19 protein-coding genes and 1 pseudogene are annotated in these 23,404 nt (G+C 70.4%); 7 read left to right on the forward strand and 13 right to left on the reverse strand.

The genetic code is table 11. From position 1 onward, the window contains the following. Positions 1-109: 109 nt before the first annotated feature. Together BLU79_RS01040 and BLU79_RS01045 are read right to left on the reverse strand one after the other, a co-directional pair. Entirely contained in the window at positions 110-2,734 is a 2,625-nt protein-coding gene (locus tag BLU79_RS01040; RefSeq protein ID WP_093903631.1) for a PA14 domain-containing protein, read from the reverse strand. Between the two features lie 124 nt (positions 2,735-2,858). After that, positions 2,859-3,455 (reverse strand): TetR/AcrR family transcriptional regulator, encoded by a 597-nt coding sequence (locus BLU79_RS01045; protein ID WP_093903632.1) that lies wholly within the window; start codon positions 3,453-3,455, stop codon positions 2,859-2,861. 70 nt (positions 3,456-3,525) lie between these two features. Here BLU79_RS01045 and BLU79_RS01050 point away from each other — a divergent pair, with 70 nt between their 5' ends. Together BLU79_RS01050 and BLU79_RS01055 are read left to right on the forward strand one after the other, a co-directional pair. Continuing rightward, a complete protein-coding gene (locus BLU79_RS01050) occupies positions 3,526-4,416 on the forward strand; it encodes a DMT family transporter (RefSeq protein WP_093903633.1) in 891 nt (296 codons plus the stop codon). 180 nt (positions 4,417-4,596) lie between these two features. Continuing rightward, positions 4,597-5,268: a hypothetical protein gene (locus BLU79_RS01055; RefSeq protein WP_093903634.1), complete on the forward strand. Its 672-nt coding sequence runs from the start codon at positions 4,597-4,599 to the stop codon at positions 5,266-5,268. Positions 5,269-5,320: 52 nt separating this feature from the next. Here the strand turns inward: BLU79_RS01055 and glgC are convergent, their stop codons facing one another. Genes glgC through BLU79_RS01070 form a run of 3 tightly spaced genes read right to left on the reverse strand, consistent with a single transcriptional unit; the run spans position 5,321 to position 8,541 of the window. Further along, positions 5,321-6,541 carry a glucose-1-phosphate adenylyltransferase gene (glgC, locus tag BLU79_RS01060; protein WP_093903635.1) on the reverse strand — a complete coding sequence of 407 codons (1,221 nt, stop codon included), beginning with the start codon at positions 6,539-6,541 and terminating at the stop codon, positions 5,321-5,323. A 51-nt stretch (positions 6,542-6,592) separates the two neighbouring features. Further along, complete coding sequence (gene glgA, locus BLU79_RS01065) at positions 6,593-7,744, reverse strand: glycogen synthase (RefSeq protein WP_093903636.1); 1,152 nt, start codon at positions 7,742-7,744, stop codon at positions 6,593-6,595. A gap of 41 nt (positions 7,745-7,785) precedes the next feature. Next, positions 7,786-8,541 carry a (2Fe-2S)-binding protein gene (locus BLU79_RS01070; protein WP_093903637.1) on the reverse strand — a complete coding sequence of 252 codons (756 nt, stop codon included), beginning with the start codon at positions 8,539-8,541 and terminating at the stop codon, positions 7,786-7,788. 210 nt (positions 8,542-8,751) lie between these two features. Here BLU79_RS01070 and BLU79_RS01075 point away from each other — a divergent pair, with 210 nt between their 5' ends. Further along, a complete protein-coding gene (locus BLU79_RS01075) occupies positions 8,752-9,897 on the forward strand; it encodes a DMT family transporter (RefSeq protein WP_177000818.1) in 1,146 nt (381 codons plus the stop codon). Here BLU79_RS01075 and BLU79_RS01080 read toward each other — a convergent pair. Continuing rightward, positions 9,887-11,092, reverse strand: a complete 1,206-nt coding sequence (locus tag BLU79_RS01080; protein ID WP_093904174.1) for a transglycosylase family protein — start codon at positions 11,090-11,092, stop codon at positions 9,887-9,889. The two genes, BLU79_RS01075 and BLU79_RS01080, sit on opposite strands and share 11 nt — an antisense overlap. 305 nt (positions 11,093-11,397) lie before the next feature. On the opposite strand from BLU79_RS01080, the gene gndA reads away from it, so the two are divergent. Further along, entirely contained in the window at positions 11,398-12,837 is a 1,440-nt protein-coding gene (gene gndA / locus BLU79_RS01085) for an NADP-dependent phosphogluconate dehydrogenase (RefSeq protein WP_093903639.1), read from the forward strand. Positions 12,838-13,357: 520 nt separating this feature from the next. On the opposite strand, the gene BLU79_RS01090 is transcribed toward gndA, so the two are convergent. Genes BLU79_RS01090 through panD form a run of 3 tightly spaced genes read right to left on the reverse strand, consistent with a single transcriptional unit; the run spans position 13,358 to position 14,815 of the window. After that, a complete protein-coding gene (locus BLU79_RS01090) occupies positions 13,358-13,996 on the reverse strand; it encodes an aspartate/glutamate racemase family protein (protein ID WP_093903640.1) in 639 nt (212 codons plus the stop codon). After that, positions 13,996-14,457 (reverse strand): GNAT family N-acetyltransferase, encoded by a 462-nt coding sequence (locus BLU79_RS01095; protein ID WP_371131804.1) that lies wholly within the window; start codon positions 14,455-14,457, stop codon positions 13,996-13,998. Before BLU79_RS01095 ends, BLU79_RS01090 begins: the two co-directional genes overlap by 1 nt. After that, the gene (panD, locus tag BLU79_RS01100; RefSeq protein ID WP_093903642.1) at positions 14,393-14,815 is read right to left on the reverse strand and encodes an aspartate 1-decarboxylase; all 423 of its coding nucleotides are present in this window, start codon (positions 14,813-14,815) and stop codon (positions 14,393-14,395) included. The genes BLU79_RS01095 and panD overlap by 65 nt, the downstream gene beginning before the upstream one ends. A gap of 482 nt (positions 14,816-15,297) precedes the next feature. Here panD and BLU79_RS49815 point away from each other — a divergent pair, with 482 nt between their 5' ends. Beyond that, on the forward strand, positions 15,298-16,629 hold the full coding sequence (locus BLU79_RS49815) for a protein kinase domain-containing protein (protein ID WP_093903643.1): 1,332 nt from the start codon (positions 15,298-15,300) through the stop codon (positions 16,627-16,629). Between the two features lie 5 nt (positions 16,630-16,634). On the opposite strand, the gene BLU79_RS01110 is transcribed toward BLU79_RS49815, so the two are convergent. Together BLU79_RS01110 and BLU79_RS01115 are read right to left on the reverse strand one after the other, a co-directional pair. Next, positions 16,635-16,877 (reverse strand): DUF5302 domain-containing protein, encoded by a 243-nt coding sequence (locus tag BLU79_RS01110; protein ID WP_093903644.1) that lies wholly within the window; start codon positions 16,875-16,877, stop codon positions 16,635-16,637. Between the two features lie 210 nt (positions 16,878-17,087). Continuing rightward, positions 17,088-17,435: pseudogene (locus tag BLU79_RS01115) on the reverse strand (RNA helicase); the annotation flags it as partial. Positions 17,436-17,939: 504 nt separating this feature from the next. Here BLU79_RS01115 and BLU79_RS01120 point away from each other — a divergent pair. After that, entirely contained in the window at positions 17,940-19,823 is a 1,884-nt protein-coding gene (locus BLU79_RS01120; protein WP_093904175.1) for an ATP-binding cassette domain-containing protein, read from the forward strand. A 24-nt stretch (positions 19,824-19,847) separates the two neighbouring features. Here BLU79_RS01120 and BLU79_RS01125 read toward each other — a convergent pair whose 3' ends face one another. After that, a complete protein-coding gene (locus BLU79_RS01125) occupies positions 19,848-20,921 on the reverse strand; it encodes an alkene reductase (protein ID WP_093903645.1) in 1,074 nt (357 codons plus the stop codon). Between the two features lie 116 nt (positions 20,922-21,037). Between BLU79_RS01125 and BLU79_RS01130 the strand changes: the two genes are divergently transcribed. Further along, the gene (locus BLU79_RS01130) at positions 21,038-21,415 is read left to right on the forward strand and encodes a MerR family transcriptional regulator (protein WP_093903646.1); all 378 of its coding nucleotides are present in this window, start codon (positions 21,038-21,040) and stop codon (positions 21,413-21,415) included. 46 nt (positions 21,416-21,461) lie between these two features. On the opposite strand, the gene BLU79_RS01135 is transcribed toward BLU79_RS01130, so the two are convergent. Continuing rightward, positions 21,462-22,886: a Gfo/Idh/MocA family protein gene (locus BLU79_RS01135; protein ID WP_093903647.1), complete on the reverse strand. Its 1,425-nt coding sequence runs from the start codon at positions 22,884-22,886 to the stop codon at positions 21,462-21,464. Positions 22,887-23,404: the final 518 nt, after the last annotated feature.

Raw genomic sequence — 23,404 nt, forward strand, 5'->3', positions numbered from 1 at the left:
TCAATCGCCCCTGAGCGATTACGGTCAAGTACGATCAAGCTACGCACAGTTAACAGCAGATTAAGTCCCGCCCCTTGCGAAAGGGGCGGGACTCATGGTGCATATGAGGTCACTTCAACACAGGTTGCGGCGCCGGGCATCCCGCAGGAGTCACCCGGGAGGCGTCACGGATCAGCGCCTCGTGCGCGGCCTTGAGCCGTGCCGTGTCCGGTTTCAGTACGGCCCGGTCGTAGGTCAGGAAGCCGTTCAGCTCCCCCTCGACATCCGAGATCTGGGTGTACACGGCGCCGTTACTGCCCCGGCAGACCAGGGCACGCACCTCGTCGAGCCTGGTGAGGTAGTCGTCGGTGTAGGCGGCCGGGTCGACGTCGACATACGACATCTGCACCGACCAGGCGTGCCCGGGCACCGCCAGACCGAGGCCGCCGTACTCGCCGCTGACCAGTGCCCGTTCGCCGTCGGGGCGCGGTGGCAGGGCCGGGCTCGGATAGCCGTGCTCGTCCATGATGTCGCCGGTGCCGCCGTCGGCCCCGAGGTTAAGACCTGACTGGTTGTTGACCAGCCGGGTCGGGTCCCAGGCCTTCGCCTGCTCGGCGACCCGGCCGACGTCGTACTGACCCCAGCCCTCGTTGAAGGTGACCCACATGACCACCGACGGGCTGCTGTTGTGCTCGTCGATCATCTGCTTCATCTCGCGCTCGTACTGGGCGCGGGCCTCGGCGCCCGGGTTCACCCCCGCGGTCATCGCGGGCATGTCCTGCCACACCAGCAGGCCCAGCCGGTCGGCCCAGTAGAACCAGCGGTCCGGCTCGACCTTGATGTGCTTGCGCACGGAATTGAAGCCCAGCTGCTTGTGGACCTTCAGGTCGTACGCGAGGGCTTCGTCGGTCGGCGCGGTGTGCAGGCCGTCGGGCCAGAAGCCCTGGTCGAGGGTGGCCATCATGAAGATCGGCTCGCCGTTGAGGACGGTGCGCGGCACACCGTTCAGCTTCTCGACGGCGATGGAGCGCATACCGAAGTAGCTGCCGACCCGGTCGGCGCCGACGGTCACCTTCAGGTCGTACAGGAACGGGTCGTCGGGCGACCACAGGTGCGGATCGTCGATGGTCAGGGTCAGCGGCCGGCCGGTGCGGCCGCTCGCGGTGGCGACCTTGCGCCGTCCGTCGTACGCCGTCGCCGTGACGGGTACGCCGTCGCGCACACCCTGCGGCTCGACGGTCAGGGTGCCCGCGTCGACGTCCGGGGTGAGCCCCAGCCCGTCCACGTGATCGGGGGCCACCGGCTCCATCCACACCGTCTGCCAGATGCCGGAGGACGGGGTGTACCAGATGCCGCTCGGGTCCAGGCGCTGCTTGCCGAGCGGCGGGTTCTCGCCGTTCGCCGTGTCGGTCGGGTCGTACACGCCGACGATCAGCTCCTGGGTGCGGCCGGGCTTCAGCGCGTCGGTGATGTCGGCGCTGAACTTGTCGTAGCCGCCTGTGTGCTCGGTGACCTTGGTGCCGTTGACATACACCTCGGACCGCCAGTCGACGGCGCCGAAGTTGAGCTTCAGGCGCTTGCCGGAGCCGATGCGCCAGTCCGCCGGGACCGTGAAGGTGCGGCGGTACCACATGCGGTCCTCGTGCCGCTCCAGGCCGGAGAGCTGGGACTCGACCGGGTACGGGACGAGGATCCGCTCGGCGAGGTTCCTGCCGACCGGGGGCCGCTCCCCCGCCTCGGCCGCCGCGAACTGCCAGCGGCCGTTGAGGTTGCGCCAGGCCTCCCGGGTAAGCTGCGGGCGCGGGTACTCGGGGTGGGCGTTGTCCGGGCCCACCTCGTCGGCCCACTTCGTGCGCAGCTGGTGCGTCGACCGGTTGGGGCCGCTGCTCCAGAAGGCTTTGACAACGTTGCCTTCGGCGTCGGCGAGGCCGCCCGCACCGTCGTAGCGGACATCGGCCGTGCCCCGTGCCGTGCCCGTCTTGTTGCCGACCACGGGCTCCTTCAGCGCGACCAGGAGGGCCTTGGAGTCGGCCGGGTCCACCTTGGCGGTCCCGAGCGGCCAGGCCGCTCCGCCGATGGCCGCGTCCAGGTGGTCGGTGACGTCGGCCGGGGGTGCGGCGACGTTCCGGGCGAAGTCGAGCTTGAGCGTACGGCCGTCGCCGAGGACCGTGGCCGCGATCGCCCCGTCGTAGTCGAAGCCGTCGGGGAGGCGGAACGCGGACTGCGGGACGGGCTCCTTGCCGCCGCCTGGCTCGGTCCAGCGGAGGTGGAGGTTGGAGCCGCCGTAGTGCTCGAAGTACTCGACCTTGATGTCGTAGGCGGTGCCGGCGGCCAACTCGACGGGGGCGGCGGTCTGTTCGCGGTCCCAGTCGTCGACCCAGTGGTCGATGGCGAGCCTTCCGTCGATCCAGAGGCGGAAGCCGTTGTCTCCGGTGATCGAGAAGGTGTGCGGGCCGGTCTTCTCCGGAACGATCTTTCCGGTCCAGCGGACGCTGACGTCGTCCGACCGGCCGGCGGCGAAGGCCAGACGCGGCTCCAGGTTGTCGAAGTCGAGGTCGGGGTCGAAGGCGGTCGCCTTCAGCTCGTGGAAGTCGAAGGCGCCGGGGGCGGACTGGGTGTAGTACTCGCCCTTCAGTCCCTGGATCTCCACGGGGTCCTCCCCTGCGGCGGGGGCGGGCGTCGCGCTGAGCCCCGCGACGCCGAGGGCCCCGGCGAGCAGTAACACGAGTCGGTTTCTGAGGCGTTGTATGCGCACAGAGCCTCCATAACAACGTTGTCATGGACAGTAGTTGGCATAACAGCACGGATTCCAACACCCGTCCAGGTGCATGACAAGAGTGCCCACCCCCCGACGGGCAGAAGTCAGGCCGGGCGAGACGTCACCGCGCTTCGGCGGCCGCAAGGAGAACCAGGGCCTGTTCGCCGGCGTGGCCGATGGGGTCCGCGAAGACGTTCAAGCCATGGGCGACGAGCGCCCCTTCGTGAAGGAGCATGAGCGTCCGGCCCAGGCCGTCGGCCCCGTCGGGGGTGACGTCCCTGGCGAGATCGGTGAACAGGGCGAGCATCCATTCCTTCTGCCCGGTGATGATCGGGTAGGCCGGATGGGACGGATCGCTGATCTCGGCGTGCGCGTTGACCATGCTGCACCCCTTTGAGCTGTGCCGCGCGGACCACGCGCGCGAGGCATCGAAGACGGCCTTCAGGCGTCCGGCCGACGTCGGCCGTGCGGCGTCGAGGCGCTGGGCGAGGAAGGCACGCCAGCGTTCGTCGCGATCCGCGAGGTACTCCACGACGATCTGCTCCTTGGAGCCGAACCGGTCGTAGAGGGTCTTCTTCGTCACCCCGGCCTCGGCGGCGATCAGATCCACCCCGACGGCATGGATGCCGCGCTCGTAGAACAGCCTCGCGGCGGCCTCCAGGGCGCGCTGTGCGCCAGGCGTCATCGTGATCCGTCGCGGCGTCCCGGTAGTCCCCATGACTCACGAGTATACCGATCTGTATAGTGGGAGGCGGTATACCGATCTGTTTAGTGGAGGAGGGTGAGCCGTGAACTTCCTGCTCTCGATCGCGTTCGTACTGTGCTGGAGTTCCGGGTTCATCGGCGCCAAGCTCGGCGCGGGCAGTGCGCCCGCGGTCACGATCCTGATGTGGCGGTTCCTGCCGCTGGCCGTCGTCCTGATCGGTGTCGCCATCGCTTCCAGAGCGTCGTGGCGGGGCCTGTCGGTGCGGGACGCCGCTCGGCAGGCGGTGATCGGCGTGCTGTCGCAGAGCGGCTACCTGCTGACCGTCTACTACGCGATCCAGCTCGGCGTCTCCAGCGGCACCACCGCCCTGATCGACGGCGTCCAGCCCCTCGTCACCGGTGCTCTCGCCGGGCCGCTGCTGTGCCAGTACGTCTCGCGCAAGCAGTGGCTGGGTCTGTGCCTGGGGATGAGTGGCGTCGCCGTCGTCACCGCGGCCGACGCAGCGGCCGGTACCGGTGCGGCCTGGTGGGCCTATCTCATCCCCTTCGTCGGCATGTTGGCGCTGGTGGCGGCGACGTTCGTGGAGAGCCGCTCCCGCGCGCGGGTCGCGCCCACGGTGTCCATGACCATCCACTGTGCGACCAGTGCGCTCATCTTCACGGCACTCGCCGTGGGCGCCGGAGCCGCGACACCGCCCGCCGAGCTGTCGTTCTGGACCGCGATCACCTGGCTGGTGGCCCTGTCGACCTTCGGCGGGTACGGCCTGTACTGGCTCATCCTGCGGCGCTCCGGGGTGACCAAGGTCAACACGCTCATGTTCCTCATGGCTCCGGTCACAGCGGTCTGGGGAGCGCTCATGTTCGGCGAACCATTCGGCCCGCAGACCACCCTCGGACTTGCCGTCGGCCTCGCGGCGGTCCTCGTCGTCCATCGCGGTGACAGCACCTCGACTCGGCCCGCACCAGCCAATTAGCGCCACTGACAAGCTATTTGACGGTTCATCGGTTGCGGAATCAAGTACAACTTTACGATTTCTTGGTGTAGCTCGGCCGTGGACTACGTGAGCCTCGTGGGCACCACAAGGTGACTCCAGCCCCAGTGGGAACACCGGGCGGCGTCACCGTTCCCCCACGTACGGTGAGAGGCAACAACCATGACGAGGAACCGCGCCCTGCGGTACGGCGGCCGCACCCTGGTGCTGGCGGCCACGGCGTTCGGGATGATCGCGACGGCCGTGCCCGCTGTGGCCGAGGACCAGCCCACCACGGAGCAGATCATGGCCGACTGCGCTTCCGGGGAAGGCAAGTGCAGCTTCAACTCCCCGGAGATCGGCCAGGCCTACCTCGGCGCGCCCCGTCAGGTCTCGGAACTGCTCTACAACTGCACGTCGTCGCCCGCCGCCCAGACCATGTCGTGGGCCGACACCGTGGGCTCCTCCCAGTCGGTGGGAGGGTCGGTGACCGTCGGTGGAGGCATCGAAGGGATCATCACCGCCAGTGTGACCGCGACGTTCGACTACACCTGGCAGAGCTCGCACACGGAGACGAGCTCCTTCACCGTGAACGTCCAGCCGGGAGAGGTGGGCTGGGTCTCCCGCGCCCAGGTGATGCAGCGGATATCCGGCACGTGGCAGACGCACTACGACGACCCCAAGTGGGGCCACTACTACTGGTTCGTACCCGACGTGATCACCGGCCCCGCCCCGAACGGCACCGACGGCAAGCACAACGCGGTCGTGGTCAAGTCCCGCAAGATGACGGCCGACGAGAAGAAGCTCTGCTCCGACGGCTCCACCCGAGGCGAGGTCTTCACCCGCAGCGGCTGACGAGCCGGCCCGCCGCTCTCCCTCGCAGCGGCGGGCCCGCGATCGCCTGCCGCTAGGAGACCTGCTGCCCCTTGCCCAGCGCGATCACCCCGCCCTTGGAGACGGTGTACAGCTCGGAGTCCCGGTCCGGGTTGACGCCGATCGTCGCCCCGGGCGGCACCTCGACGTTCTTGTCGAGTACGGCCCCTCGCACCACCGCGCCCCGCCCTATGCGCACGTTGTCGTGCAGCACCGCCCCCTGCACCACCGCCCCCGGGTCGACCACCACCCCCGGCGAGAGCACGGACCGCGTGACCTGCCCGCGGATCAGGCAGCCGGCGCTGATGATGGACTCGCTGGCCATGCCGCCCGCGTTGAAGCGGGCCGGGGAGAGCTGGTTGGAGTGGGTGTAGATGGGCCAGCTGCGGTTGAAGAGGTTGAAGGCGGGGCGCTCGGCGATGAGGTCCATGTGGGCGTCGTAGTACGCGTCCAGGGTGCCGACGTCCCGCCAGTAGCCCCGGTCGCGGTTGGTCTCGCCGGGGACGTGGTTGGCGCTGAAGTCGTACAGCTGGGCCTCGCCCCGGTCGGTGAGCTGGGGCAGGATCGAACCGCCCATGTCGTGCACGGAGTTGCGGTCCTCGGCGTCCCGCTGGAGCGCCTCGATGAGGGCCTTGGTGGTGAAGATGTAGTTGCCCATCGAGGCGTAGACGGTCTCCGGGTCGTCCGGGAGTCCGGGCGGGTCGGCGGGCTTCTCCAGGAAGCGTTCGATCGTCTGGCCGTCCGAGCCGGGGCTGATCACGCCGAAGGAGGACGACTCGGCGCGCGGCACGCGTATGCCCGCCACGGTGACGCCGGCGCCGTTCTCGATGTGCTGGGCCAGCATCTGGCGCGGGTCCATGCGGTAGACGTGGTCGGCGCCGAACACCGCGACGTACTCGGGGCGTTCGTCGTAGATCAGGTTCAGGGACTGGAGGATCGCGTCCGCGCTGCCCAGGTACCAGCGCGGGCCGAGGCGCTGCTGGGCCGGGACCGGGGTGACGTAGTTGCCGAGCAGGCTGGACATGCGCCAGGTGGTGGTGATGTGCCGGTCCAGCGAGTGCGACTTGTACTGCGTGAGGACGCAGATGCGCAGGATGTCGGCGTTGACGAGGTTGGAGAGGACGAAGTCGACGAGACGGTAGGTGCCGCCGAAGGTGACCGCGGGTTTCGCGCGGTCCGTGGTCAGGGGCATCAGGCGTTTGCCTTCTCCGCCCGCGAGTACGATTCCGAGCACCGAAGGTCCGCCACGACGCATGGCCGCTCCCCTCACCGTGGTTGCTCCCAGCCTGCCCCTGTGTAGCGCGCGCTAAGCCTGTTTGAGGATCTCCCCGTAGAGCCGGACCGTCCGCCGTGCCACCGCGTCCCAGCCGAACTCCCCCACCGCGCGCTCCCGTCCGGCCTCGCCCATCCGGCGGGCGGTCTCCGGGTCGCCGACGACCGAGTCCAGGGCCTGCGCGAGGCCGGCCTCGAAGTCGTCGTTCAGCGGGACGAGCAGCCCCGTCTTGCCGTCCTCGACGACCTCGGGGATGCCGCCGACCTGCGAGGCCACCACGGGAGTTCCGCAGGCCATCGCCTCCAGGTTGACGATGCCGAGGGGTTCGTACACCGAGGGGCAGACGAACACGGCGGCGTGCGTGAGGAGTTGGATCACCTCGGGCCGCGGCAGCATCTGCGGGATCCAGTGCACGCCCTCGCGGACGCGGCTCAGCTCCTGGTAGAGATCGCGGAACTCCCGGTCTATCTCAGGGGTGTCGGGCGCGCCCGCGCACAGCACCACCTGCACGGCGGGGTCGATGTTCCGTACCGCGCGCAGCAGATGGGGCACGCCCTTCTGGCGGGTGATGCGGCCGACGAACAGCACGTAGGGGCGGCCGGCGTCGAGGCCGAACCGGTCGAGGACGTCGGTGCCGTGGTCCGGTCGGTACAGGCTGGTGTCGATGCCGTTGTGCACGACGTGGACCCGCTCCGGCTCCAGCTCCGGATAGCAGCCGAGGATGTCCTCGCGCATCGCTCCGGAGACGGCGATCACCGCGTCGGCGGTCTCGATCGCGGTGCGCTCGGCCCAGCTGGACAGGGCGTATCCGCCGCCGAGTTGCTCGGCCTTCCAGGGGCGCAGGGGCTCCAGGGAGTGGGCGGTCATCACATGCGGGATGCCGTGCAGCAGCTTGCCGAGGTGGCCGGCGAGGTTGGCGTACCAGGTGTGGGAGTGGACGAGTTCGCGGCCTTCGAGGCCGGCGGCCATGGCGAGGTCCACGGAGAAGGTGCGCAGCGCGTCGTTGGCGGTGTCGAGCGCGGACCAGGGACGGTGGCGCTGCACGCCCACCCCGCGGCCCTCACCCCAGCAGTGCACCTCCAGGTCGACGAGGTCCCTCAACTCCCGGGCGAGGAACTCGACATGGACGCCCGCGCCGCCGTACACGTCCGGGGGGTACTCCCGGGTCAGCAGTCCCACACGCACCCGGAACCCCCTGTTCTCAGCGGCTGGTTGCCCTTTCATGGTCACCCAGATGGGGCGCGTGGGGAAGAGCGCGGGGCTCGTGTGAAGCAACAGTCACCGCATACGCCCCCGCCCGGCACCCGGTAGTAGAGGCAGCAGCTGCGGCGCCGGAACGCTGTTCCGGTGCGGGTGCCGGTGCCGGCGAGGAGGGGGTGGGTGAACAGCTCCGCGGTCAGGGCGCGGGCCCGGTCGGCGGTGTCGGTACGGCCGCCCGCGCGGGCCCACTGGTCCAGTTGCCGGGCGGCGCCCGCGAGCGCGGAGCCGGCGTTGCCCCACAGGAGGCCGGAGGCGACGCGGTACCGGGTGTGCAGGGCGGCGGTCAGGGGTTCCAGGTGGCCGTGCAGGACGACGTCCGCGACGGTCGCCGGGTCCGCGGGCAGCGGGCGCACCTCGGTGATCCACAGGTCGTCGGGGGCGCTGCCGTCGGGGTCCCAGTGCAGCAGGCGCGGGTCGAGGTCGGGGATGCGGCCGTGCAGGGCGGCGCAGCCGAGGGTCACCGACCAGAGGCGGGCCGCGAGTCCCTGCTGGGCCACGGAGGCGGCGATGCGCAACTCGGGGGCGCGCAGGGCGTTCGCGACTTTCCGGACGCGCAGGCCCAGGGGGTCTTGCTGAGGGTCCATTGAGGGCTCCGCGTACGCCTGAGCCAGGGTCGGAAGTGGCCGAAGTGCTTCCTCTGGTGTGCGTAGTACGAAGAAGCCCCCGAGGGGCCTGAGCGCGACGAGATCGGGGTCGAGGTCCACGAAGAGCAGTAGTACCAAGGCCGGTCGGGGTTCTCACCTGGGGGTCTCCACCCGGGGTCACCCCACCAGAGGATGAGACGGGCCCCTGGGTACTCCATCGGCAGTACGACACGGTGGGTGCTCTGGTACGACGACGGGAAGAGCTTTTCGAGGCATCGTGTTGATTATGAGAGCCGACCGTTCGCCGCGCCGGGGCTGCCGCCCCCGCCTCACGCAGAGGAGCAGCTCATGAGCGCCCTCGCGTTGTCCGTGCTGCTGTCGCTCGTCTCCGCCGTCGCGTACGCGGGCGGAGCGATCGTGCAGGAGCGTGTCGCGGTGTCCTCTCCGGGACAGCAGTTCGCGCCGATGCGCCGGCCGGGCTGGTGGGCGGCGGTCGCGCTGAACGGCGTCGGCGGTCTGCTGCACGTGGTGGCGCTGGCGTTCGGTCCGCTGAGTCTGGTGCAGCCGCTCGGTGCCCTGACGATCGTGTTCGCGCTGCCCATGGCGGCGCTGTTCGTGGGCCGCAAGGCCGGATCGACGGCCTGGCGGGGCGCGATCATGGCGACCGTGGGTCTCGCCGGGCTGCTGTCCCTGGTCGGCTCCTCCGAGTCGCAGTCGCTGGCCACGGCCGAGCGGGTGGGCGTGGCCGTGGTGACCGGCGCCATCGTCGTGACGCTGATGGTCGCGGGCCGCGCGGCCCACCGGCATCCGGCGGTGCGCAGCATGCTGCTCGCGACCGGCTCCGGCATAGCCTTCGGCATGTCCTCGGTGTTCACGAAGATCGTCGCCGTCGACTGGAACGGCGGGGTGTCGGCGGCCGACATTCCGTCCCTGGCCACGATAGGCGTCTTCGCCACGGCCGGCCTGCTGCTGTCCCAGGCCGCCTACCGGGGCGCGGGCCTCGCGGCACCGCTGGCCACACTGACGGTGGTGAACCCGGTGGTGGCGGCCGCGGTCGGCATAACGATGTTCGGCGAAACCTTCCGCTACGGCACCACGGGCACCGTGCTCGCCCTGGGCTGCGGCGTGGTGGCGGCGGGTGGCCTGATCCTGCTGACGACGGAGCGGATCGCCCGCACCGAGGCGCAGGCCCCGGAAGCCCTGCCCGAGAGGGCGACCCCGGCCGAGCAGACGGTGGCCCCGGTGGGTGCCGAGGAACTGCTCGCCGGCCTTCCGGAGCAGTCCGCGGCGCTGCCGATGCCGCGCGAGGAGCTCCTCGTGCCCGACCGGATCGACGGCATCCTCATCCCGGCCCAGGTCACGGACAGTGCGTACGGAGACGAGGAGCCGCCGCACCCCGACGGCCGGACCCCGAACCTCTACGGCCCCTTCTACGGCGGCCCGTACGTCCCGATGCCAGTCCTCGACCGGCACCGGAGCCGCGTCAAATCCTGACGCCGCCGGCCCGGAGATAGGCGACCGGGTCGATGTCCGCGCCGAATCCGGGCCCCGTCCGCACCTCGAAGTGCAGATGCGGGCCCGTGCTGTTGCCCGTGGACCCCGAGCGGCCTATGCGCTGGCCGGCGCCCACCGACTGCCCGGCCTTCACGGAGATGGCCGAGAGGTGGGCGTACTGGCTGTAGCGGCCGTCGGTGTGCCGGATCAGCACCTGGTAGCCGAAGGAGCCTTCCCACCCCGCGCTGACCACCTGACCTGCCCCGACGGACTTCACGGACGTACCGGTCGGGACGGGGAAGTCGACGCCCGTGTGGTAGCCCTTCGACCAGGAGGAACCGGCCTTGCGGTAGGGAGTGCCGGTGGCGGAGCTCACCGGGGCGACGAGCGAGCGCGTGGTGGTCGTGACCTGCTCTTCGCGCTCCGAAGAGGTCTTCTCGGGCGCGGACTTGGGCGCGGACTTGGGCGCGGACTTGGGCGCGGACTTGGGCGCGGACTTGGGCGGGGTCTTGGTGGCGGTCTTGGGGGCGGACGTCGTCCCGGTCCCCGTCGTGGGAGCCTTGCCGCGCAGCGCGAGCCGCTGGCCCGGCAGGATCAGGTCGGGGTCCGCTCCCACGGCCTTACGGTTCGCGGCGTACAGCCCTTGCCAACCGCCCCTGACCTTCTGCGACTCGGCGATCCCCGAGAGGGTGTCGCCGTGGACGACCGTGTACATCTCGGCGGTGCCCGCCCGTGACTGCGGCGTGGTCTGCGGCTGGACGTCCTGGACCGAGGTCTTCTTCGCGGCGCCGGCGGGCTGGATGTCGGGGGTGTCTCCACCCTGGGCCAGCCCCGCCCGCACCGAGCACACCGGCCAGGCGCCGGGCCCCTGCCCGTCCAGCACCTTCTCCGCCACGGCGATCTGCTGGTCCTTGGTGGCCAGATCCGCCCGGGCCGCGTACCGCGTGCCGCCGTAGGCCTCCCACGTCGATTGGGCGAACTGCAGGCCGCCGTAGTAGCCGTTGCCGGTGTTGACGTGCCAGCGGCTGGTCGACTCGCACGCGGCGACCTTGTTCCAGGTGTCCAGGTCGGCCGCCTGCGCTACGCCGGTGCCGATGAGGGGGAGCGCCATTCCGGCGCCGCCCGCGGTGACGGTGAGTGAGGCGCGGTTGATCCTGTTCGGCTGGTACCGGCGGTGCCGGCCGCGTGCGGCCATGTCGGAGCCCCCCATGGACATGCGTCAGGAGGGGCAAAAGTAAGCGCTGCGAACAGGCCATGACAAGACGGAAATTCAGCCGCCCGTTCACGCCAAATGGCGAGCTATCGGCGTACGTTGCCCGTCGTCCCCGGTCGACGGGCGGGACGGCTGAGTGCGGCGGGGCCTTCTGTGCGTATGTGCCTGCGACATCACGCCACCCCGGATGTGCGGTCGGAGTACCAGCACGTCAGGATGGACGATGGGGCAATACTGGCGGGCATGACCGGCACCGCTGATATATCGAGGTCACTAGGAGCCAACGCATGAGCACTTCGGCGCAGATCGGCGTCACGGGTCTCGCGGTCATGGGCCGCAATCTCGCCCGTAACTTCGCCCGCAACGGATACACGGTCGCGGTGCACAACCGGACGTCGGCACGCACGCACGCGCTGGTGGAGGAGTTCGGGAGCGAGGGCGACTTCATCGCGGCCGAGACCGCCAAGGACTTCGTGGCGGCGCTTGAGCGCCCGCGGCGGCTGGTCATCATGGTCAAGGCCGGTGAGCCGACCGACGCCGTGATCCAGGAGTTCGCGCCGCTGCTGGAGCCGGGCGACATGATCATCGACGGTGGCAACGCGCACTTCGCCGACACCCGGCGCCGTGAGCGCGACCTGCGCGAGCAGGGCATCCACTTCGTCGGCATGGGCGTCTCCGGCGGTGAGGAGGGCGCCCTGCACGGGCCGAGCATCATGCCGGGCGGCCCGAAGGAGTCGTACGACTCGCTGGGCCCGATGCTGGAGAAGATCTCCGCGAAGGCGGCGGACGGGGCGCCCTGTGTGACCCACGTCGGTCCGGACGGTGCCGGGCACTTCGTGAAGATGGTGCACAACGGCATCGAGTACGCCGACATGCAGCTCATCGGCGAGGCGTACCAGCTGCTGCGGGATGTCGCCGGGTACGAGCCCGCGCAGATCGCGGAGATCTTCCGGACCTGGAACACGGGCCGGCTGGACTCCTACCTGATCGAGATCACCGCCGAGGTGCTGTCGCACGTGGACGCGGCGACGGGCAAGCCGTTCGTGGACGTGGTGGTCGACCAGGCCGAGCAGAAGGGCACGGGACGCTGGACCGTGCAGATCGCGCTGGACCTGGGCGTACCGGTGTCCGGCATCGCGGAGGCTGTCTTCGCCCGCTCCCTGTCCGGGCACGCGGCACTGCGGGAGGCGTCCCGCGGGCTGGCCGGACCCAAGGCGTCCCCGCTCGGCGAGTCGGAGGCCGCGGCCTTCGCCGAGCGCGTCGAGCAGGCGCTGTACGCGTCGAAGATCGTGTCCTACACGCAGGGCTTCCACGAGATCGACGCCGCGCGCGCGGAGTACGACTGGGACATCGACCTGGGCGCCGTCTCCGCGATCTGGCGTGGCGGCTGCATCATCCGCGCGGCCTTCCTCGACCGCATCCGTGCCGCGTACGACACTCGGGCCGACCTGCCGAGCCTGCTGTCCGACGAGACGTTCGCGCGGGAGATCGCCGAGGCGCAGGACGACTGGCGTGAGGTGATCATCGCGGCGACCCGGCAGGGCGTGCCCACTCCGGGCTTCGCGGCGGCCCTCGCGTACTACGACGCCCTGCGCGCCGAGCGACTGCCCGCGGCGCTGACGCAGGGGCAGCGGGACTTCTTCGGAGCGCACACGTACCGGCGCACCGACCGGGACGGCTCGTTCCACACGCTGTGGGGCGGGGACCGGTCGGAGGTCTCCGCCTAGGACCTCCGGTCCGACAGGTGACCGCCCCGTGCCCGGGTTCTCGACCTGGGCACGGGGCGACGTGTTTTCCGGATGCGTGGTGGGAGCGGCTCGCCCAGCCCTGACCTCAGGTGAGCGGCGGACCGGGTTCGGGGTTCGGAACCGGATCCGGGCCCGGCGGGATCGGGGACGGGGAGGGTTCCGGGGGTGGGGTCGGTCCCGGTGGCGGGGTTGGCGTCGGACCCGGGGGCGGGGTCGGCGTCGGGCCCGGCGGGGGCGGCCCCGGGGCCGGAGGCATGGGCGGGACCGGGGTGGGGGGCGGCTCGGGGGTCGGCGCCGGCTCCGGGGGCGGGACCGGATGAGGCTCCGGGGGCTGCGGCACCGGGCCCGGCGTCGGCCCCGGGGAGACGGGATCCGGGTACGGGTTCGTCATGGCGTCCTCCAGCCAATCGGTGCGCGTCGGCTCTGGACTACTCCCCCGCGTACCCGACGGCCGCGCCGCCAGTCACTCACCCGCGTCAATGCCGGGGCCCGGGTGGGCCTACCTCAGGTGCGCCACCTGCGCACCCGCGGCCAGACCCGGGCGAGGGCTGGACAGTACGGGCACCCGCGTCGTGACCAGCTGCTGGGCCGGGGCGATGGAGACCTGGGCGAGGACGATCGCGTCGGCGTCCGTGACCTCGTCCGCAGCGGCTGCCACCAGACGGGCGCAACCGTCGACGTCACCCGCGTCGAAGCGCTCCCAGGCACCTTCGACAAGACGCGCCCGCACCTCGACCGGGCGTCCCGTACGCTGGGCCTCGTCCTCGATCAAGGACGCCGTCGGAACGAGCGTGCTCTCCACCGTGGTGAGGACGACGACACGCTCGCCCTCGGCCACCGCGGCCGCCGCCATCGGGCGGTCGACGCGCAGCACCGGCACCCCGGCCTCGGCGGCGGCCGCCTCCGCGACGCCGCCGATGGTCGAGCAGGTGCACAGCACGGCTCGCGCACCCTCGGCGACGGCTCGGTGCAACTCCTCGCGGACGTCGTCCGCAACGGCTTCGGGCCCTTCGCGGCGGGCCCGGGCCAGTAGTTCCTCGTCGACGAAGTGCCGTAGTTCCAGGTCAGGGTGGTGCTCCTGGCGCAGGGCCTCGAAGACCGGGATGTGCAGCGGTGAGGTGTGCAGAAGGGTCAGCATCAGAACCGCCCGGGGTGCGCCCTCAGCCAGTCCTCGGCCGCCGCCAGCAGGTCGGCGTCGGCCGCCGGGGCCTCGTCGGGGTGGCGTTCGGCCCACTTCACGACGTACGGGCACAGCGGCGCCACGACGACTCCCTCGCGCGCCGCCATGCCGTACAGCTCGCGCGCGAGGGAGCCCGCGATGCCCTTCCCCTCGTGGGCCGGTTCCACGATGGTGTGGACGGGGACGAGAGCGCGGGCCGGCTCTTCGAGGACGAAGTACTCGATGTGGCCGGTGACTTCGCCGCCCTGGAGGGCCTCCAGGCGGCCCGCCGCCCGGTCGTCGCGGATCTCTGGCTCGCTCATGGGACCCTCCTGGGCCGTCTTCCGTTGTTCGTTCGTGCGGAGCCGAGTGCCGTCAGGCCACCGGCACGGCCTGCGGGCTGCGCTCCTGGTCGGAGCCCGGCACCGGCGCGGACGGATCGGCGCCCAGCGCCACGATGCGGTTGGCGCCGTCCACGTGCACGACCCGCGGCTCGAACTCCCGCGCCTCGGCGTCGGTCATCTGAGCGTAGCTGATGATGATCACCAGGTCGTCGGGGTGGACGAGATGAGCGGCGGCGCCGTTGATCCCGATGACCCCGGAGCCGCGCTCGCCCTCGATGACGTAGGTCTCCAGACGGGCGCCGTTGGTGATGTCCACGATGTGGACGAGCTCGCCGGGCAGCAGGTCGGCGGCGTCGAGCAGATCCGCGTCGATGGTCACCGATCCCACGTAGTGCAGGTCGGCCTGGGTGACGGTGGCTCGGTGGATCTTGGACTTGAACATGGTGCGCAGCATGTAGAACTCCCAGAGGGTTGGCTCCCTGCCTGCTCTTGCAGGTCAAGGGCGTTTTTCACTCTACATCGACACGGTTTTCCAACGGGGTGCCGACGAATATCGAGGACTGAAGCCGACCAGTCGCTGACTTACCTGACGGCGCGTCCGCCATAAGGTCGAAAGGACCCTATGCGACAGACGCGGACCGGGCTCGTGAGAGCCGTCACATCACGGGTCTGGATCGCACCGATTCGTCGGCGGTTCAAAGGCGCGTCAAGCGTGCTGAGGGCCTGCTTGACCTTCGCCTCCTGAAGGGGGTTGAGAAGGCCGTGGGCAGGCGGGCTGATGTGACATGCGGGCGGCGGCCTGGACCGCCGGCAATCGTCGAGGATCCTGTGGTTCCTCATCTGGGAGAAGGCGTGCTCGAATCGCGAACGGACCTTCCGGTGAGCGGCGTTCTCCTGCTCCTTGCTCTTCAGCAGCGGTAGTCCGGAGCGTCTGCAGTGCGGGACGACCAGACCGGTAATGATGTCGGCACCATCGCCGAACACGGTCACGCCTCGGCAGGCCTGCAACTGCTCGACGCACTGGAGGCCGCACACGCGGCCGGCACCCTGCACCGCGACGTCAAACCCGCCAACGTCCTGCTGCGCCCCGACGGCAACGCCGTCCTCACCGACCTCGGCATCGCCGCCCTGGACAACGGCGAATCCCTGACCACCACCGGCGAACTGGTCGGCTCCCTCGAGTACATGGCGCCCGAGCAGGTGATGGACTCGGAGACCAGTCCGGCCTCCGACCTGTGGTCAAACGGAGCGACCCTCGCCACGGTCTGCGCCGGACAGTCCCCGTTCCGCAGGCCCGCGCGGCCCGCGACGCTGCACGCGGTGGCGTACGAGGACCCCGGCCTGTCAGAGCGTCTCGGCCCGCTTCGCCCGGTCGTCGAGGCGCTGCTGCTCAAGGCCCCGGACGAGCGCCCTTCGGCGGCGCGTGCGTGTTCCGCGCTGCGGCGCGTGGCAGCGGGGGAGGCAACCGGCGAGCCATTGCCGCCGGGGACCGTGTGCGCGCTCATGCCCTCACTCCCCTTGGCCGACGCGACACAGTGGCCAATGGGCAGGAGAGGCCCGTCCCCGGCGGGCAGACCGTACGACGGCGCAGCACGCCACGTCGGTCAAGCCTTCGCAGCACCACCCGTCCCACACGGCGGAGCCGAAGCGGCTGGTGTGGGCGCTGGCCGGTACGGCCGTGTCCGTCTAGCGGGGAGACCGGGTCACCGTGCGGTTCCGGAGAGTGGACGGTCGACTACCGCCGCGACCGCGCCGGAACTGCTGCTGGAGCGGGGGTGGTTCAACCTTCGGACGCGGGCAGCCAGTACCCGCGGAAGCAAATGTCCTTGCCACGCCCGATGCCTATTGTCAGGCCCTGACAACCGTCGTCGATCTCCACAGCGATACAGCGGGCGCGGCGGGCGCGCGACACCGGCCGCGCGCCCTCGGACGAGGCAGTGCCGTCAGCCCGGAATAATCAGTGATTCGGACAGCTCCGGTGGTGACGCCGTCTGGGATGGCCAGATGCGCCGGCGTCGCACCGGGCCGTCAGCTACGTCCTGGCCACCGTGCAACGTCGGCGGCCGGACGTCCGTCCGTCCGGGAATGCCAGTGCGGCGGCGCCACCGACCCGCGCCAGCCGCAGTTGGGCCCTCCCACAGGCGAGACCACCGGCTACGCCTCGCCCGCAACACGCACACGGACATGCGCACGTTGCGGGCCACGGCACCGGGCGCGCCAGTGAACAGCGCGCAGAGTGCCGGTAAAGCGGCCCGACCGCGGGACTGATCGACTCAGCCGCCGCTCTTGCGCCTGAACGACCGCTGGCTCGCAGCCGGGCCGTGCGCGGCACGCACCTTCGACGCATCCGGGTTGGCGGCAACATCGGCCGCGTCCGCCTGCGCACCGCGCTTGCGCGCCAGGGCTTCACGGAACTTGCGCTTGAGGTCGTAGTTGCCGTCGCTGTCCGGCGCCAGAGGGGACGTCTCGGCGGCAGCCGGCTCCGAACCTTCCGTAGTTACGGGCTCTGCGGTCATGGTGACCTCCTGGGTTCGGGGGTGGACCAGCACAGCTTGTCATGCCGGGCGCAGTGCGGAGCGCCGGCAACATCATGCTGCTCCGTTTCGGCGGGTATCCCATTCGCGGCCGAGGGCGTTCGCTTCGTAGTGGGGGGACAGGAGGGGCCTCGAGCCGGCCGAGGATTGTCGATCCCGTGGCCGGGAGATTCGCTGACAGGGCAACGGCTCTCAGCCGTTGCGACGCACGAGGGCTGCCTTTCGGGCCCCAGCGAGCTTGCGGGCCTCGCCAGCCTTCGGGACTTTCCGCCGACGCCGCGGGAGGTGTCCTTGCTGCAGCCGAAGCCGCGGAAGGGCGTTGCTGTTCTTGGGGTGGGGGACGGCGGGCCCGCCGTCGAGCAGGGTGCCAGAGGGAGCCTTGGCGCCGGTGATCCGGCTCAGTTCCGCCTCGCCCGAGCGCCCGTTGGTGACAGTCGGCTCGATGCCGGCCCCGGCCATCATGCGGCTAGCCTCGCGACGCTGACGCGCCAGCACGAGCGTGACCACGCTGCCGGACTCACCGGCGCGGGCGGTGCGGCCGTCCTATGCTGACCATTTGCTGACCCGGAGGCGGCACTCAGGGCGCTGACCTGCGTAAACGTCCACACGCTAGATCTTGGACTTGAACATGGTGCGCAGCATCGGTGTACTCCCGCAAATAAGCTCCCTGCCTGCGTTTTTGCAGGTCAAGGGCTGCTTTCCGTACCGTTTCAGCACGGGCGCCGACGTCAGCCTACGCAACGAGCTTCGACGACGTTCGTGACCATCGCCACAGAGCGGCTTCGCAGTGCCCCACCCTCGCCGGTGGCCGATCCTCCGTCGCGAACCTCATTCGTCACTCACGTTTCAGGCAACGGCGATTCGGCCAACCCGCGGCGTCCGCCGACCGCCCCAACACCGTGTCCACGCGTTCGAGCCCTTGCCGTGTCCGGGATCGCACACGTCCGGAATCGAGTGCGTTCGATTCCCGCGTCGCGTCGTTATGCCGTGCACCGCCGAGCCATCCAGGTGCGGCACGCGACCCGAGGAGGGCTCCCGGTGACAGTGACTGACGCCTCGACCAATAGCGCGGACGCACCGCCCCCTCCGCCCCCGGCCACCATCAACTTCGAGGGCAAGTTCGGGAAGAACCCGCTGGCGGACGCCAGTTTCGGAGCCATGTGCCGACGCCTGCCCGCCGTGCTCGGCCACACCGCCCGGATGGCCTGGGCCGTCGACAGCACCGGCGCCGTACTGCTCCTCGTCTGCCAGGCGCTGACCGGCATCGCGGCCGCCGTCGTCCTGGCGTTCACGGCACAGGCGATGACCCACATCCTCGGCACCGGCACCGTGCCCGAACGTCTGCACGCCGCGCTTCCCGCCCTGATCGTCGTGACGGCGGCCGCAGCAGTCGGGCGCGTCAGCAGCGCCCTGTCCTCCTACGCCGACGGTCGGATCACGCCCCTCCTGACGACCGAGGCGGACATCGCGCTCGTGACCGCCGTCTGCCGCGTCGAGTCGAGCGCGTACGGCGAGGACGGGTTCGCCGACCGACAGGAGGCCGCCGAGATCGGCGTCACCCGGACCCGGCTGATGGTGCAGGACGCCCAGCGGTACATGTCCGCCCTGATCCGCATGATCGCCGCGAGCGGCGTCATCACCACGCTGCACCCGCTGATGCTGCCCCTGCTCCTGCTGGCCGTCCTCCCGGCCGGCGCCGGGGCCGTCCTGTCGGCACGCGTCGACTACGAGACCCACTACCTCAACGTCGGTGACAGGAACGTCAGGTCGATGATGCGCTGGTGGGCGACCTACTCCCGCTTCGGCGACGAAGTCCGCGCCAACGGCATGACGAGCTATCTCACCTACTGGTACCGCGCCCTGTCCGACCGGATCGACCAGCGCACCCTGACCGCCGCCCCACGCATGCTCCGCATCACGCTGACCACCAACGCCCTGGGCGGGGTCTTCCTGCTGGGCACCTGGGCCACGCTCGCCTGGCTGGCGACCACCGGCCGGGTCGCCCTGCCCGTCGCGGCCACCGCCGTGGTCGCCGTCCAGACCACACTGGCGGCGCTCTCCCAGTTCGTCATCCACGGCGCCGCCATGTTCCACACCTCGCTCTACCTGGCCGACATGCGTTCCTTCCTCGACATGGCAGGTGAACGCGCCCCCAAGCGCGGCGAATCGACCATCCCTGACCGCGTGGACGAAATCCGGCTCGACGAGGTCGCGTACCAGTACCCCGGCAAGGAGGAACCGGCCGTCGCAGGCGTTTCGCTCACCCTGCGCCGAGGCGAGATCCTCGCCATCGTCGGCGAGAACGGATCCGGCAAGTCGACCCTGGCCAAGCTCATCACCGGCATCCTGCTCGCCGACAAGGGCCGCGTCCGGTGGGACGGCACCGACCTCGCCCACGCCGATCCCGACGCCGTGTGGAAACGCACCGCGCTGGTCCCCCAGAACTTCGCCTGCTGGCCCCTGCGCGCACGCGAGAACATCACCCTGGGCCAGCCACGGACGTACGACGACGCGCCGGTGTGGGACGTCGTCGACGCCGTCGGTATGCGCGAGGCGATCGAGAAACTGCCCCAGGGGCTGGACACTCTCCTCGCCAAGGAACTGTGGGGCGGGGCCGAGTTGTCGGGCGGGCAGTGGCAACGCCTGGTGTGCGGCCGCGCGCTCTACCGGCAGACCCCGCTGCTGATCCTGGACGAGCCGACCTCACAGATGGACGCGCGTGGCGAACACGCCATCTTCCTGGAGATCAAGCGGATCGCCGCCGAGCGCATGACGATCGTCGTCACCCACCAGCTCGAGAACACCAGGCTCGCCGACCGCATCCTGGTGATGGACAAGGGCCGCGTCATTGAACAGGGCACGTACGACGAGCTGGCCGGCGGCGGGGGGCTGTTCGCGGAGCTCGTTGCCCTGGCTCAGGACCGGTGACGCCCGGGCACGAGCGTGGGCTGATCACGCCGAGTGCTGGTACGCCGCGTAGGTGAGATAGCCGTCGTCGCCGCCCTGGAAATACGTGGACTCGTCGGCGGGAGCGATCGGAAGACCGGTGCGCAGGCGCTCCACCAGGTCGGGGTTGGCGAGGAAGGCGCGCCCGAAGCTGATGAGGTCGGCGCCCAGGTCGAGCCAGTGGTCGGCGTCGGCGCGGCCGGTCTGCCGGGGGCCCAGTGGCAGGACCGGGTTCATGACGAGTGTGCCGGGCCAGGTCCGGCGTAGGCCGAGAAGGGTCTCTTCGTCCGTGGTGGCCTCCAGGTGGACGTAGGCCAGGCCGAGCCGGGACAGTTCGGTCAGGAGCGCGGTGTAGAGCTCGGCGATGTCGGTCTCCTCGATGCCCCAGAAGGGGCCGCCGGGAGAGAGCCGGATTCCGGTCCGCTCCGCGCCGATGGCCTCGGCGGTCGCGGTGGCCGCTTCCACGGCGAAGCGGATCCGGTTGGTCACCGAGCCTCCGTAGCGGTCCGTGCGCAGGTTGGCGTTGGAGGAGAGGAACTGCGAGATCAGGTAGCCGTTGGCGCCGTGGAGTTCCACCCCGTCGAAGCCGGCGTCGACCGCCCGGCGCGCGGCATCCGCGTACGACTGGACGTGCGCGGGTACCTCGGCGGTGTCCAGGGCGCGGGGAGCCGGCGCGGGCTGCGGGCCGTTGGGGGTGAACACCTCGCCGACGGCCGGGACGGCCGAGGGCCCGATGGGCCGCAGCCCGGTCGTGTCGGGGTGCGAGACCCGTCCGCCGTGCATGATCTGGGCGAAGATCCGGCCGCCGTTGGTGTGCACCGCGTCGGTCACCGGGCGCCATGCGGCCACCTGTTCGTCGGTGTACAGCCCGGGAGTGCCGGGGTTGGACTGGCCGATCAGGCTCGGCTGCACGCCCTCGGTGACGATCAGGCCGGCCGTGGCTCGCTGAGCGTAATAGCGCGCCATCGACGGCGTCGCCAGACCGCCCGCGGCGGCCCGTACCCGCGTCATCGGCGCCATCACCACGCGGTTGGGCAGCGCCAGTTCGCCAAGGTGGTAACCGGTGAAAAGGGTCGTCACGTCATGTCTCCTTCGCGCTCCGTCGTGCCCGGAACCCGGGCACGACGGTTACGCTAAAGCCTGACATTGACGTCAGAGGCAAGGGTTGTGCGCCGGATCACCATGGGGAGGGCGGCATGCGTATCGGTGAGCTCGCGGCACGGGCCGGAGTGAGCGTCCGGTCCTTGCGCTACTACGAGGAACAGGGCCTGCTCACGAGCACCCGCAGCGCGAGCGGGCAGCGGCACTACACGGAGGCCCATGTCGAGCGGGTCACGTTCCTCCAGCGGATGTACGCCGCGGGCCTGTCCAGCCGGACCATCGCCGAACTGCTGCCGTGTGTCGACTCGCCCAGCGAGGCCACGTCCGACGCCGCGCTGGTACGGATGGCCGAGGAGCGGGAGCGGCTCTCCGAGCACATCGAGGACCTCGTACGCACCCGGGAGGCGCTCGACCGGCTGATGGCCACGAATCGGGCGCACCGCGCGAGTCTGAGATCGACGGTGCCGGGGTGACCCGGCCACGCTCCCACCCCTGAGCCCTGGGCTCGGCCGGACCGGGTCAGCCGACGGGCGGCATGTCCGTGGGGCTGGAGTCGAGTCCGGGCCGTTTGCCCGCCCAGGCACCGCGGGTGAAGTCCGGGATCTCGACCGGGCGACCGTTCCTCGCCAGGGACGCGGCGCTCAGCGGGACCGCGGCGCACCAGGCGGCCGAGTCGTACACGTCGATGTCGGGCACCAGCCCGGCGCGCATCAACTGGACGGTGCGCCACTGCAGGACGTAGTCCATGCCGCCGTGACCGCCGTTGTTCGCGGCGTCGTCGCCGACCTTCCGCCACAGCCAGTGGTCGAACTCCTTGCGGTAGTCGGCGAAGTCGCGCCAGGAGTGGCCGCCGTGGTCCGGTTCCAGGTAGACGCGTGCGCCGGTCGGGGCGGGGCCGGCGTAGTCCTCGACGAGTCCGCGGCTGCCGGCGAGGGAGTTGATCCTGCTGTACGGCCTGGGGGAACTCACCTCGTGCTCGGCCCTGATGACCCTGCCCTTCTCGGTCTCGATGAGGCAGGTGACCAGGTCACCGTTGATGTACGTCTCCTTCCAGGACGGGTGGTCCCGGGGGATGAAGCGCTCGCGGTAGTCGGCCAGTCCCTTCGGGGCGGTCGCGGTGGCGGACAGGGTGGTCAGCCGGTCGCCTCGGTTGATGTCCATGGCCGCCGCGATGGGGGCCAGCCCGTGCATGGGGTAGAGGGACGCGGTGCTGCGGGTGTGCCACAGCCGCCGCCAGGAGTCGGTGTAGTAGGTGTCGGAGAAGAGGAGTTCACGCAGGTCGTGGAGGTAGCCGCCATGGCCGTTGGTGATGTCTCCGAACAGGCCGGCGTGCGCCATCCTCAGCATCGCCAGTTCGTTGCGCCCGTAGCTGCAGTTCTCGGCGAGGAGCAGGTGTCTGCGGGTGCGCTCGGAGGTGTCGACCAGGTCCCACAGTTGGCGCAGTTCCGTCGCGACGGGGAGTTCCACCACGGCATGTCTGCCGCTCAGCAGCGCGGCTCTGCCGTGCTCGTGGTGGAACTCCCAGGGCGTTGCGACGTACACCAGGTCGATGTCGTCGCGCCGGAGCATCCGGGCGTAGGAGTCGGCTGATCCGCCGTACTCTGCGGGCCGGGGCTCGCCCTTGCTCACCAGCCGGTCGGCGGCGCTCCGCGCGCGGTCGGCACGGATGTCGCAGACGGCGGTCACGGTGCAGCCGGGCACGGCCGCCCAGCCCATGACCATGCCTCCGCCACGGTTGCCCAGGCCGATGACACCGACACGGACGGTTCTGTGGACCTCGAACGGCACGCCGATCATCGACTTCTGCCCGCGGCGACGGCGGGGCGCCTCCTCGGTCGCGGCGGACACGGCCGGGGCGGCCGCGGTCATACCGGCCGCGAGCGCGCCGGTGGCGACGGCTCCGCCCAGGAGCAGTCGGCGTGAGACAGCGGGTGTTTCGGACATGACGGCAACACTCCTCGATGGGGTGGCTTACATCACTGCCGGGGCACTGTCGGGACTGCGGGGACTGTCGGGGCATGACTCTGCGGGGTGCGGCAGCGCATGTCAATATGTGCTCGATGGAAGGTAGTTCCGAGCAGAATCAAGCATCAGTGGGGCTCAGCGGCGGCGTTGCGGCCCGCCCCGCTCGATGGGCTGTCCACCATCCAGATCAGAACAGCAGCGATGCCGAACGACCGGTCCCCACAGGGCAGTTGACACCATGTGACGGCGATGTACTCCGCTACGCTCGGGCCCGTTCGAACGCACGACGGCCGGCGGGCGCGGCGCATCCGGATGCGCCGCGCCGTCCGCGAGGCCCGCGCGGTCGCCCGACATCCTGCTGCGCCCCGACGGCAACGCCGTCCTCACCGACTTCGGCATCGCGGCCCTGGACGACGGCGAGTCCCTGACGACAACCGGCGAACTGGTCGACTTCCTCAAGTACATGGCGCCCGAGCAGGACTGACGGAGCAACTCGG

The organism is Streptomyces sp. cf386 (genome assembly GCF_900103585.1).
GTDB lineage: Bacteria > Actinomycetota > Actinomycetes > Streptomycetales > Streptomycetaceae > Streptomyces.

Excerpts from the sequence above, each read along its gene's own strand:
- BLU79_RS01110 (WP_093903644.1), bottom strand. The coding sequence starts at position 16,877 with ATGACCGCAGAGCCCGTAACTACGGAAGGTTCGGAGCCGGCTGCCGCC.
- glgC (WP_093903635.1), bottom strand. The coding sequence starts at position 6,541 with ATGCGTCGTGGCGGACCTTCGGTGCTCGGAATCGTACTCGCGGGCGGA.
- BLU79_RS01135 (WP_093903647.1), bottom strand. The coding sequence starts at position 22,886 with ATGTCCGAAACACCCGCTGTCTCACGCCGACTGCTCCTGGGCGGAGCC.
- BLU79_RS01055 (WP_093903634.1), top strand. The coding sequence starts at position 4,597 with ATGACGAGGAACCGCGCCCTGCGGTACGGCGGCCGCACCCTGGTGCTG.
- BLU79_RS01090 (WP_093903640.1), bottom strand. The coding sequence starts at position 13,996 with ATGCTGACCCTTCTGCACACCTCACCGCTGCACATCCCGGTCTTCGAG.
- gndA (WP_093903639.1), top strand. The coding sequence starts at position 11,398 with ATGAGCACTTCGGCGCAGATCGGCGTCACGGGTCTCGCGGTCATGGGC.
- panD (WP_093903642.1), bottom strand. The coding sequence starts at position 14,815 with ATGCTGCGCACCATGTTCAAGTCCAAGATCCACCGAGCCACCGTCACC.
- BLU79_RS01075 (WP_177000818.1), top strand. The coding sequence starts at position 8,752 with ATGAGCGCCCTCGCGTTGTCCGTGCTGCTGTCGCTCGTCTCCGCCGTC.
- BLU79_RS01130 (WP_093903646.1), top strand. The coding sequence starts at position 21,038 with ATGCGTATCGGTGAGCTCGCGGCACGGGCCGGAGTGAGCGTCCGGTCC.
- BLU79_RS01045 (WP_093903632.1), bottom strand. The coding sequence starts at position 3,455 with ATGGGGACTACCGGGACGCCGCGACGGATCACGATGACGCCTGGCGCA.
- BLU79_RS01080 (WP_093904174.1), bottom strand. The coding sequence starts at position 11,092 with ATGGCCGCACGCGGCCGGCACCGCCGGTACCAGCCGAACAGGATCAAC.